The sequence below is a fragment of the Streptococcus mitis genome (genome assembly GCF_003942865.1).
Taxonomy (GTDB): Bacteria; Bacillota; Bacilli; order Lactobacillales; family Streptococcaceae; genus Streptococcus; species Streptococcus mitis_BI.
This window is the reverse complement of the sequence record NZ_RJNZ01000007.1, coordinates 82,800-94,299: the sequence shown is the minus strand read 5'-3', so window position 1 is coordinate 94,299 and position 11,500 is coordinate 82,800. Positions and strand designations below refer to the sequence as shown.

The 11,500-nt window shown below is 35.7% G+C and carries 11 protein-coding genes and 1 tRNA gene; 2 read left to right on the top strand and 10 right to left on the bottom strand.

The window, feature by feature from the left end:
• Positions 1-145: 145 nt before the first annotated feature.
• Positions 146-217: transfer RNA gene (locus D8845_RS06395), tRNA-Glu, on the bottom strand.
• Positions 218-278: 61 nt separating this feature from the next.
• Positions 279-1,634, bottom strand: a complete 1,356-nt coding sequence (rlmD, locus tag D8845_RS06390; RefSeq protein WP_125452871.1) for a 23S rRNA (uracil(1939)-C(5))-methyltransferase RlmD — start codon at positions 1,632-1,634, stop codon at positions 279-281.
• A 37-nt stretch (positions 1,635-1,671) separates the two neighbouring features.
• On the opposite strand from rlmD, the gene recX reads away from it, so the two are divergent.
• Both recX and D8845_RS06380 read left to right on the top strand, forming a co-directional pair.
• The gene (gene recX / locus D8845_RS06385; RefSeq protein WP_125452870.1) at positions 1,672-2,448 is read left to right on the top strand and encodes a recombination regulator RecX; all 777 of its coding nucleotides are present in this window, start codon (positions 1,672-1,674) and stop codon (positions 2,446-2,448) included.
• 88 nt (positions 2,449-2,536) lie between these two features.
• On the top strand, positions 2,537-3,070 hold the full coding sequence (locus D8845_RS06380) for a DUF402 domain-containing protein (RefSeq protein WP_000775316.1): 534 nt from the start codon (positions 2,537-2,539) through the stop codon (positions 3,068-3,070).
• A gap of 357 nt (positions 3,071-3,427) precedes the next feature.
• Here D8845_RS06380 and D8845_RS06375 read toward each other — a convergent pair whose 3' ends face one another.
• The 8 genes from D8845_RS06375 to D8845_RS06335 form a co-directional block, all read right to left on the bottom strand.
• Positions 3,428-4,285: an Rgg/GadR/MutR family transcriptional regulator gene (locus tag D8845_RS06375; RefSeq protein ID WP_125452869.1), complete on the bottom strand. Its 858-nt coding sequence runs from the start codon at positions 4,283-4,285 to the stop codon at positions 3,428-3,430.
• Positions 4,286-4,297: 12 nt separating this feature from the next.
• The gene (locus D8845_RS06370) at positions 4,298-5,071 is read right to left on the bottom strand and encodes a class I SAM-dependent methyltransferase (RefSeq protein ID WP_125452868.1); all 774 of its coding nucleotides are present in this window, start codon (positions 5,069-5,071) and stop codon (positions 4,298-4,300) included.
• 399 nt (positions 5,072-5,470) lie between these two features.
• Positions 5,471-6,238: an epoxyqueuosine reductase QueH gene (locus D8845_RS06360; protein WP_000567569.1), complete on the bottom strand. Its 768-nt coding sequence runs from the start codon at positions 6,236-6,238 to the stop codon at positions 5,471-5,473.
• Positions 6,239-6,375: 137 nt separating this feature from the next.
• Positions 6,376-7,998, bottom strand: coding sequence for a chaperonin GroEL (groL, locus tag D8845_RS06355; protein WP_125452867.1), 1,623 nt, complete (start codon positions 7,996-7,998; stop codon positions 6,376-6,378).
• A gap of 15 nt (positions 7,999-8,013) precedes the next feature.
• Positions 8,014-8,298 (bottom strand): co-chaperone GroES, encoded by a 285-nt coding sequence (groES, locus tag D8845_RS06350; protein WP_060806144.1) that lies wholly within the window; start codon positions 8,296-8,298, stop codon positions 8,014-8,016.
• Positions 8,299-8,453: 155 nt separating this feature from the next.
• Complete coding sequence (locus tag D8845_RS06345; RefSeq protein WP_124788423.1) at positions 8,454-8,849, bottom strand: single-stranded DNA-binding protein; 396 nt, start codon at positions 8,847-8,849, stop codon at positions 8,454-8,456.
• Positions 8,850-8,926: 77 nt separating this feature from the next.
• Positions 8,927-9,688 (bottom strand): SDR family NAD(P)-dependent oxidoreductase, encoded by a 762-nt coding sequence (locus D8845_RS06340; protein WP_125452866.1) that lies wholly within the window; start codon positions 9,686-9,688, stop codon positions 8,927-8,929.
• A 23-nt stretch (positions 9,689-9,711) separates the two neighbouring features.
• The gene (locus D8845_RS06335; RefSeq protein ID WP_125452865.1) at positions 9,712-11,436 is read right to left on the bottom strand and encodes a DUF262 domain-containing protein; all 1,725 of its coding nucleotides are present in this window, start codon (positions 11,434-11,436) and stop codon (positions 9,712-9,714) included.
• Positions 11,437-11,500 lie beyond the last annotated feature (64 nt).

The following is an 11,500-nucleotide window of genomic DNA, read 5'->3' as shown; positions in this document are numbered from 1 at the left end:
TCTTGTTCAGTTTTCAAAGGTCTTTGTCACTTGCTTCTCTCAAGCGACAACTATATTAGTATATCACAGTCGCTTTCGCTTGTCAACACTTTTTTGAAACTTTTTTAAAACTTTTTTCATCAAGTGTCTCAACCGCAACATACCATAGTCCGTACGGGATTCGAACCCGTGTTACCGCCGTGAAAAGGCGGTGTCTTAACCCCTTGACCAACGGACCAGAGCTGTTATTTTCAACTCTTACTATTATACCGACTTTTCTAACTTTGTCAACACCTTTTTTAAACTTTTTTTATTAATTTTACAACAGCTTCAGTTCGAGCTGTATGTGGGAACATATCGACCGACTGGATATAATGGAGGTCATAGACTTCTACTAAGCGCACCAAATCACGAGCCAAGGTCGAAACATTACAAGAAATATAGACCATTTTTTCTGGTACATAAGTAAGAATAGTATTTAATAACTTATCATCCAGACCTGTACGTGGTGGGTCCACAATCAGAGCATCTGCTCGGTAGCCTTCCTTATACCAGCGAGGAATAATCTCTTCCGCTGTTCCTGCTTCGTAATGTGTGTTGTCAAATCCCATTCTTTTAGCATTTCGCTTAGCATCTTCAATGGCTTCTGGAATAATATCCATACCTCTGAGTGTTTTTACTTTCTTTGCAAAGGCAAATCCAATCGTTCCAACTCCACAATAAGCGTCAATCAAATGGTCTTCTTTACTAACATCCAGCGCTTTTACTGCCTCGCTATAAAGGACTTCTGTTTGTTCAGGATTTAGTTGATAGAAAGCCCGAGGAGATAGCGAAAATTCATAATCGAGTACACCTTCTTGAATACTCTCTTCTCCCCAGATAATCTCTGTCTTTTCACCATAAATCTCACTGGTTTTAGCTGTATTTGTATTAACAGCTACTGTCACAACCTCTGGAAAATCTTTAATTAAATCTTTTACCAGCAGGGTTAAATTAAGCTGACGATTTGTAACAATAATAATCTGAACCTGTCCAGTCTTTCTTGCTCGTCGGACCATTATAGTTCTAACACCTAGAACTTTTCTCTCATCCGTGATTGGAATCTGGTGATAAGTAAGTAATTCTGCTAGACGATTAGCAATCACTTGGGTTTCCTTGTCTTGTACCAGGCAGTCTTTCAACTCTACTAAATAGTGAGAGTTTTGTGCATATAAGCCCGCCTTGACCTGATTTTTAAATTTTCGAGTCTGAAATTGTAACTTGGCACGGTAATATTTTGGTTCCTGCATACCAATTGTCGGACGAATTTCATAGTTTTCATATCCTGTAGGGGCAAATTTTTTCAGCGCTTGATGAAGTAAGTCCGTCTTGAACTCTAGCTGCTTATCATAATGCAGGTGCATGATTTGGCAGCCTCCGCACTCATTGTAAATAGTACATGCTGGCACAACACGGAATTTAGACTTCTTATTAACCTTTAGTAATTTTGCTTCAACAAAGTTACGTTTAATAGAAGTAATCTGACAATAGATATCTTCTCCTTTGAGAGCACCAGGCACAAAGACTAAGGTTTTTTGATAAAAGCCGATTCCCTCACCATTAATTCCCATGCGCTTGATTTTTAATGGTATTTTTTGTTTCACTTTGAGATTCATAACCCTATCTTATCACATTTTGAGTTATAATAGAACTATGAAAATCACAAAACTTGAAAAGAAAAAAAGACTCTATCTTATGGAGCTTGATAATGGCGACAAATGCTATATTACTGAAGATACTATTGTTCGTTTTATGTTATCAAGAGATAAGGTGATAAGCGAAGAAGAATTGAAAGAGATTCAGGACTTTGCCCAATTTTCTTACGGTAAGAATCTAGCTCTCTACCACCTATCCTTTAAAGCGCGCACTGAAAAAGAAGTCAGAGAATATCTGAAAAAATACGATATTGATGAAAACATAGTTTCTCAAGTCATTGATAATCTTAAAGAGGATAATTGGATTAATGATAGCCAGTACACTTATGCTATCATCAATACCAATCAACTTTCAGGAGACAAGGGTCCTTATGTACTGACTCAGAAACTAACACAAAAAGGAATTTCAAAATCTACTACAGAAGAAATTTTAAAAGAATTTGATTTTTCGGAAGTTGCTCAACGTGTAGCTAATAAACTATTGAAAAAATATGAGGGAAAACTTCCAGCTCGTGCCTTGCAAGAAAAGATTATCCAAAACTTGACCAACAAGGGGTTTTCCTATTCTGATGCTAAAAGTGCCCTTGACGAGTTGGATAGTCAAGTTGACCAAGAAACGACTCAGGAACTCATCTTCAAGGAACTTGATAAGCAATATGCTAAGTATGCTCGAAAGCATGAAGGATACGAACTTAAACAGCGTTTAACTCAAGTTTTAGCACGAAAGGGCTACGATTTTTCGGATATAGCAAGCGCTCTCAGAGAATATCTTTAATATTTTCATGTAAAATTCACAGATTTTAGGCAATTTTATGGTACAATAGTAAACGATAAACTTATAAATTGTAGAAAGTTGGTTAGTTATGAAACTTCCAAAAGAAGGCGACTTTATTACAATTCAAAGTTATAAGCATGATGGGAGTCTCCACCGAACTTGGCGGGACACCATGGTACTAAAAACAACAGAAAACGCCATTATTGGTGTCAACGATCACACACTGGTTACCGAAAGTGATGGTCGTCGTTGGGTCACTCGAGAACCTGCTATTGTTTACTTTCACAAGAAATATTGGTTTAATATCATTGCCATGATTCGCGATAATGGAATTTCCTACTATTGCAATATGGCTAGCCCCTACTATCTGGATGAAGAAGCTCTGAAGTATATTGATTACGATTTGGATGTTAAAATTTTTACAGATGGGGAAAAACGTCTCTTAGATGTTGAGGAGTACGAGCGTCACAAACGCAAAATGAATTATTCTGATGACTTAGACTATATTTTAAAAGAACATGTCAAAATTCTTGTTGATTGGATTAATAATGGACGTGGTCCTTTCTCAGAAGCCTATGTAAACATTTGGTACAAGCGCTATGTAGAACTAAAGAATCGGTAAAGTTGTCAAAGGTCAGGAACAAAATCCTGACCTTATTTTTTGGTAGTGTAAAATAAATTGTGTAAACATAAAAAGGAATAAATCCATTATAGTAGAGTTACAACACATTACTAGAAAGAGATTTATGCAGAATTCGCGAAATATATAAAACAAATAGACATACTGATATTTTTTAATATCTTTGTTCCTTGTAAGTTTACAACAATCTTCTATCGTCTAATACAAAAAATAAGAAGATGATTAGTATAAAAAATACAGGTCTCCTTCCTATCAAAAAATTTAGTTATTGTATTTCCGCATAGCATCAATCCTATAGTACAATCTTTGTAAAAAATGACTTAACAGAGAAAATGCTATTTAATCTACCAACTCATTTAATCGTTTTTGAAAATATAAAGCAATACTTTTAGATTCAATAAACTCAAAATATTTTATGACATTTTTCATTTGTTTAATTCCAGATTCTTTAGATTCAGTCAGATATATTTTATATCCTTCTACAAATTTGAATGTAGATTTTTCAAAAACTTTTGTGTCATCTTTTAATAATTTCTTTAATTTCATTTCAAAGTAGTCTGCATATATTAGATGTGAATTTTCAAGGCAACAGAACCAAAAATTTAAACAAGCTGACACAACTAAATTTCTATTCTTACCGATTTTTTCGTAATAATGTGTACGCTCTAGTATTTCTTTTCCGACCCTGTAAATATAATCTATTTCAAAAAGATGATATAAATTACCAATCAATGTTATCTCATAAGACTCCCATCGTTCCTTCTGGAATAAATAGTCATATACTAAATTTAGATCTTCTCTACTAACTACATAATTACAATCTATCTGATTTAATAATCCCTGAACCATAATTGTATTTATTTTATGAGTTTTTTCCCCACTCTTCTCAAAAAGTTTTTGTTGCTCATTTTTTATTTCCTCCAATCCTTTAGTATTCAAACTATAAAAATTCGGAGATAAATTAACCAAAAAATCATCAAGCTCCGATCTTTTATAATGTTCTAAGTAATTAAAAAAATTCTCTATCGAAACATTGATATTTGATAATAATTCAAAAAATGTTGAAAGAGAAATTTCATTTTCGCCCCTTTCAAATCTAGAAAGTTGAGATTTTGATATAGAATCAGCTGCAGCATACTCTAAAGAATATCCGTTTAATTTTCTAAAATATCGAAAAGCTTCTCCATAATTTTTCACACTTTCGTTCCCTTAACTTTCTTTTCGAGCGATAAACATACCATATTCTTTAGGAATGATCAACATACCATTATAAAACTCACTTTCCAATCTTTTACGTATTATTTCCTCTTCTAGTGAACCTATTTCTGAAATTCCTTTAAACGATTGGATGTATTTAACCAGGTCATCTATACTAGTTACCTGTAACTCATCATCATAGAGTAATGTATCGACAGAGTTAAAATACCTACTCAGGTACCTTTTACCATTTTGTAAAGTAAACGTTTTATTTTCTAAATCTTGATTAACCTCATCTTTAAATAAACTTGCCAAATAATTTACAACTCCATTTTCACCAAATGTAGCACAGTAAAAAATTCCTCCTGTTTTTAAGACCCTATTCACCTCAGAGAGAGCTTTAGGAATATCATTCACATGATGTAAAAGCATATTAGCAATAACAATATCAAACGTTTCATTCTCAAAAGAAATCTTTTGAATATCCATTATCTCATAGTTGACATTGTCTCTATTTCCAATCACTGACTTCGTTGATTTCACCATATCTTTAGAAAAATCTGTAACAACCAACTGCTTCATTTTATCTATAGAATCACTATTACTTTTCCACAGTTCTCCTGTACCACATCCCAATTCTAGAACCTTTACTTCATCAGTGATTTGGTAGTTAGAAAATATCCAATTATTAAATCCCAATTTATTTTTTGAATACTTCTTATGCAATTCTACTCGAATATCAAGATTATCATGACTTTTATATTGTTCAATTACTTTATCAATCATTTTAAATGACCTCCACTCTATAATTTGACATTATATCACAAGAATAAAGATAGTGTTAAATAAGTTGTATAAATGCAAAAAAGGAATATTCCGTCATAGCAGAGTTGTAACAAATTTCTATAAAGAAATTTATTCCTACGACTCAGTTTAGCATGCTTAACTTCCTAACTCAAAAACAAAGCATGGATTAATTTATCCGTTCTTCTTTTGAAACAGGTTTGAACTGATAATTGCTCGTTTTAATATAAAAAGCTCTTTTGAGCAAAACTTCATTTTTTTAAGAGTCCAAGGCTTGTTGAAGACTCACAAGCCTTGAACTAGAAATTCAAAGATTGGTCCAGCAATTTCTGTCTATCGCTTTTCTACTAGCAAAAAACCTACCTTGAGGCAAGTTTTCATTTATATATCTAATTTTGTAACTGTAAATTTGATATGGGAATAGTCTTTTTCAACATCCTTATCAAGCATGAAAGCTGTGGCGTCCTTCTTAACTTGAACCAGGTCAATATTCTGAGCTTGGGCTGCATAGACGCATCCACAATAACATTGACGATAGATATCATACTCTTCACACATCTCTACTGAACGTTTGTAACCCTGATTTTTCTTGAAATCACTTGGAAGATAGTGGGTTGTATAAATCTTTTGCACATCGATTCCGATGCTGTTGATGGTTTGAGAATTCTTATGAGGACTAATAGTCAAGGCTGAACCAAAGTAGTCAAAGCCCAAATCCATAGCCACTTGCGCTGTCTTATCCAGTCGGTAGTCAAAACAAACCTTGCAACGGTCGCCACCTTCTGGTTCTTCTTCCAGTCCTCTGACTAACTTACGGTATTCATTGGGCTCATAGGGAGCTTCTAGGTACTGAACCGTATTTCCTGTCCGCTCGTTGAAATCACTGACAAATTTCTTAGTAACATAGGCCCGCTTGTGGTATTCTGCCTTGGGATGGATATTAGAATTGGCAAAATAGATGGTCACATCAGCGTATTTAGTCAGGTATTCTAGGGTATAGGTACTACAAGGGGCACAGCAAACATGCATGAGAATGGTTGGCCGTTGCTCATTTTTCTCCCATACTTGTACCATCTTCTGCATGACACGGTCATAATTAATCTTCTGATTGGGGTTCATCTTGCTCAGAATTTCTTCTACATCGATCATGTTCTTCTCCTTTTTCTAGTCTTATTTTATCATATAAGTTAGGAGAGCTCAAATCTATTTAGAAGTGAATAGCATAAAAAGGAGGGATAGGCATTCCCTCCTTTTGTGTTTCTTATAAATTGCTTCGTAGCGAAATCTTACATCATCCCGCCCATCATGCTTGGATCCATTGCTGGAGCTGGGGCTACTGGTTCTGGTTTGTTGGCTACAACTGCTTCCGTAGTCAAAATCAAGCTAGCTACAGATGCTGCATTTTGTAGGGCTGAACGGCTAACCTTAATAGGGTCGATGATTCCCTCTTCAATCATGTTGACCCACTCTCCAGTTGCTGCGTTGAAGCCTGTACCAAGCTCGGCATTTTTCAAACGATCGATAACTATAGAGCCTTCAAATCCCGCATTATGGGCGATTTGACGAACAGGTTCTTCCAAGGCGCGGAGAACAATATTGCGCCCTGTTGCTTCATCTCCTGTCAATTCCAAATCAGCCACGGATGGAATGACATTTACAAGAGCTGTTCCACCACCAGCAACGATTCCTTCTTCAACGGCTGCACGAGTAGCGTTGAGGGCATCTTCAATGCGGAGTTTCATTTCTTTCAACTCAGTTTCAGTTGCAGCTCCGACCTTGATCACTGCGACACCACCTGACAATTTCGCCAATCGTTCTTGCAATTTTTCACGGTCAAATTCAGATGTTGTAGTTTCTATTTGAGACTTAATAACCGCAACACGGTGAGAAATCGCTTCAGGATTTCCAGCACCTTCTACGATAACAGTGCTATCTTTGTCCACGGTCACTCTCGCTGCTTGACCAAGCGCCTCAATTGTCGCATCTTTCAACTCAAGACCAAGGTCTTCTGTGATAACTGTTCCTCCTGTTAAGATCGCGATATCTTCAAGCATGGCTTTGCGACGATCACCAAATCCAGGCGCCTTAACTGCTACCACGTTAAAGGTTCCACGAATCTTGTTCAAAACAAGAGTCGGAAGAGCCTCACCGTCCACATCATCTGCAATAATCAAAAGTGGACGATTGCTTTGGAGAATGCTTTCTAGAAGTGGCAAGATTTCTTGGATATTTGAAATCTTCTTATCAGTAATCAAAATGTACGGATTTTCAAGGTCAGCCACCATTTTCTCACTATCTGTCACCATGTACTGTGAAAGATAACCGCGGTCAAACTGCATTCCTTCCACAACTTCAAGCTCTGTTTCCATACCACGTGACTCTTCAATAGTGATGACGCCGTCTTTACCAACTTTTTCCATGGCTTCAGAAATGTATTCACCGACTTTTTCAGAACGAGAAGATACAGCTGCAACCTGAGCGATAGCTTCTTTATTAGCAACAGGGATGGCATTGTTTTTCAAGGCTTCTACTGCTGCGGCAACTGCTGTTTCAATCCCACGACGAATACCGATTGGATTGGCACCTGCAGTGACGTTTTTGATTCCTTCGCGGACGATAGCTTGGGTCAAGACTGTTGCAGTTGTAGTCCCGTCACCTGCGATGTCATTGGTTTTTGAAGCTACTTCTGATACCAATTTGGCACCCATATTTTCAAAATGGTCTTCCAATTCGATTTCTTTGGCAATGGTCACACCGTCATTGGTAATCAAGGGTGAGCCAAATGATTTTTCAAGAACGACATTACGACCTTTTGGTCCCAAGGTTACTTTAACAGTGTCTGCAAGGATATCGACACCACGAACCATAGCTGAACGAGCATCTGATGAAAATTTAATTTCTTTTGACATACTTACTTTCTCCTTCTATTCTTCAATGATTGCCAAGATGTTAGCTTCGCCAACAATGATGTACTTTTCATCGCCATCTTTGACATCAAGACCTGCGTGGGCTTCAACTAAGACACGGTCTCCAGCTTTAACACTTGGAGCAACCAATTCACCGTTCAAGGTACGAACACCTTGTCCAGTAGCCACAACTTGGGCTGTTTTGGTTTTTTCTTGAGCTGAACCTGCGAGGACAAAACCTCCAACAGTTTGTTCTTTTTCTTCGATTTTCAAGACCACACGGTCTCCTAATGGTTTCAACATCTGATTTCCTCCATAATGAGATAGATAGTATTAGCACTCTTTATATCTGAGTGCTAATTTATAGTTCTATTGTATCACTTGGTCAGAAATAGTCAAGAAAAAAGTCTGACTTTCTCAAGATAAAAAGCCTGAGAGCAACTCAGACTTTTCAATACTTAAAATGGCAATTCCTCTTCTTCCAAAACCAAGTCAGCCAAATCTTGACCTGCGTTATTTTCACGCATGGCACGTTGGGCACGACTTTCTAATAATTGGAATCCTGTAACAAGTACTTCAGTCACATAATTTATTTGACCATTTTTCTCAAAGCGACGGGTACGTAATTCTCCATCCACTGAAATGAGACTTCCTTTGGTTGCGTAGCTTGCCATTGTTTCTGCTAGTCTGCCCCATAGGACCATATTGACAAAGTCAGCTTCACGCTCCCCATTTTGGTCTTTGTAACGACGGTTGACTGCAATAGTCGCTCGCGCTACTGACTTGTCATTGTTGGTTTTGTGCAATTCTGGTGTAGACGTCAAGCGTCCGATTAAGATAACTTTATTATACATATTTTCTTCCTCCTACTTATCTATTCGTAGGAAATCAAAAAAAGTTACAGAAATTTGTAACTTTTCGAGGAAATTTTTTACTTTTTATGAACCATGAAACCTGTCGCCTGTTGATTGGCCATAATGGTCATATCTGTAATCTGTACACGACGAGGTTGACTGGTCACATAGACTACTGTATCTGCAATATCCTGAGCTTGCAAGGCTTCAATTCCTTGGTAAACGGACGTAGCCCGCTCTTTGTCACCATGAAAACGCACTGTAGAAAAATCTGTTTCGACAATTCCAGGCTGAATGGTGGTCACCTTGATATCTGTTGAAATGGTATCAATTCGCAGTCCATCTGAAAAGGTCTTAACCGCTGCCTTGGTAGCTGAATAAACTGCTGCACCCGCATAGGCATAGATTCCTGCGGTTGAGCCCATATTGATGATATGTCCTTGATTGGCTTTTACCATTGCTGGCAAGAAACAACGAGTGACTGCCATCAAACCTTTAACATTGGTATCTAACATTGTTAACATATCCAGCTCTTCATAATCCTGATAGGGTGCTAAACCTAGAGCCAGACCGGCGTTATTAACCAAGATGTCAATCTTCCCTATCGTTTCTAGAATATCAGAGCAGACATTCTTTACCATGGTCATATCTGTGACATCTAGCGGAAAAGTCCAAACTATCTGATTTGGGAAGGCTTCTGCAAACTCCGACTTAAGGGCTTCTAGTCTGTCTGTCCGTCGTCCGGTTAGAACGACATTCTCTCCCTGCTCCAGATAAGCACGCGCAATCGCTTCACCGATTCCTGAGGTCGCCCCTGTAATCACAACATTTTTTGCCATCTTATTTCCTTCTATTTTTAATATTAACTTTCAAAGTTCAAGATGTTATCGTAATAATACTCACCTAGTTTTTTAGATCTTTCTTTTATACTCTCATTCGTAAACTCTAGATGATTATCTAAAAACACTCTAATCTGATTATACTTTGATTTTTTATAAACTTCTATTTTTTCTTCAAAAGTTAGGTTATCAGCTTCCTTGTTTAGATTTGTTTCCAAGCAAATTAAATTGCCAATTTCAAGCGTTTCAATATTTGACAAATCCTCATTAATGATATGTTCAACAGATGAATCCAAATGGAACATCTCACTACCATCCATTCTAGCAGAAATCTTTTTTAAGGCATATTTAGTCATCACGTTGGTATGAATGAAGTTTTTAGAAAATTTAAGATTAGCAAAAGATGAAATAAAATCTTCCTTAGAAGGAACTCTATCCCTAAAAGCTTCATACAAAGACTCTTCTAATATTTTATTTGTATCAGCCTTACTTTCACTTTTACGCAATTTTCTCGCCAAAGCAGAGAATCTTGCTTCATAAATATTTGCTTGATTTTTCAATATTCCTGTATATGCAAAAATAAAATTTTCAATATAGTTTACAGCTTTTTTTAAAACCTTTGTAGATATTTTACCATTTGATTTAAGTTCAAACAATGATAACAATGCTATTCTTGCTTGAGTTACTCCAAATGTTTCTTCGATAGTTTTCAAACTCTGAACAAGCCAATAATATTCTTGTCTATTTTCATAATCACTAATATTTGGGCATACTAGTTTTAAATATCTTTCTGCCTCAGAACTTAATTCATTAATAAATATTTCGTATGAATCTCTATCTGCTTCAATAAGTCGTTTAAAAGAATCATATAGTTTAGAATTAGTTTCTTTAGAGTACTTTGAAAGCCAATAATGTCTGTAAAATGTTGCAAATCCAATATTTTTATCCCTACTTCTTAATGTTTCTTTTATTCCTTCCCATGTCTTTTCTATAATTTTATCTCTTGCATTATCATCCGCATGAAATTTTGAATAAATAGTGTTCTTAATTAAATCAATGCTCGCAAGACTCTTTCCTTTTGCGTTTAAAATCTCAAAAATTTCATAGGCTGATTCCTTATCTTCTGTCAAAATTGAAATAACATTAAATTTAAGAATTTGATCTCTAATTGCAACTATTAAATCTTTATAAGTAATCTCATCATCAAATTTTTTTAGTTGTCTTAATTTTTGTTCCTCAAGTGCCACTTCAAAATAATTATAAGTATTTTTTATATTCTCTTCTTCTTCTGTCGCTGGGGAAATTTCGCATTTTTTCATTGATTGAACGTAAGCTTCAAAATAAGGGTAAGAAGTAATACTTCTTAATTTTGGAATAGATCTTCCATAATCATCTTTAGTTTTAATATACTTAAAAGTTGCCTCTGCTAAATCTTCTTCATTAATTTTTTTCAACTTATCAGTAATAACGGACAATAATATGGTGATAACGGTTAGTCGTTGCTGACCGTCAATTACCTCTATACATTCATCACTTTTCAAAGAACCTGAAAAAACCATTGTACCTATAAAATAATCTGTATTAATTAGCTTACCATTCTCTTGCTTTATTCCCTCAATTAAATCCATAAAAAATTGTCTATAGTAATACTCATCCCAGCTATACTCCCTCTGAAAATTCGGAATACTCATAATCGGGTAAGAGAGAAACATTGCTTTAATTATTTTGTTTTCAGGACTAAATTTCATGACATTTCACCTTGGTTATTATATTTATTAAAAATCTTAAATTACTTCTTTACAACAATTTTTT

Coding starts and splice junctions, on each gene's coding strand:
- rlmD (WP_125452871.1), bottom strand. CDS start 1,634: ATGAATCTCAAAGTGAAACAAAAAATACCATTAAAAATCAAGCGCATG.
- recX (WP_125452870.1), top strand. CDS start 1,672: ATGAAAATCACAAAACTTGAAAAGAAAAAAAGACTCTATCTTATGGAG.
- D8845_RS06380 (WP_000775316.1), top strand. CDS start 2,537: ATGAAACTTCCAAAAGAAGGCGACTTTATTACAATTCAAAGTTATAAG.
- D8845_RS06370 (WP_125452868.1), bottom strand. CDS start 5,071: ATGATTGATAAAGTAATTGAACAATATAAAAGTCATGATAATCTTGAT.
- D8845_RS06360 (WP_000567569.1), bottom strand. CDS start 6,238: ATGATCGATGTAGAAGAAATTCTGAGCAAGATGAACCCCAATCAGAAG.
- groL (WP_125452867.1), bottom strand. CDS start 7,998: ATGTCAAAAGAAATTAAATTTTCATCAGATGCTCGTTCAGCTATGGTT.
- groES (WP_060806144.1), bottom strand. CDS start 8,298: ATGTTGAAACCATTAGGAGACCGTGTGGTCTTGAAAATCGAAGAAAAA.
- D8845_RS06345 (WP_124788423.1), bottom strand. CDS start 8,849: ATGTATAATAAAGTTATCTTAATCGGACGCTTGACGTCTACACCAGAA.
- D8845_RS06340 (WP_125452866.1), bottom strand. CDS start 9,688: ATGGCAAAAAATGTTGTGATTACAGGGGCGACCTCAGGAATCGGTGAA.
- D8845_RS06335 (WP_125452865.1), bottom strand. CDS start 11,436: ATGAAATTTAGTCCTGAAAACAAAATAATTAAAGCAATGTTTCTCTCT.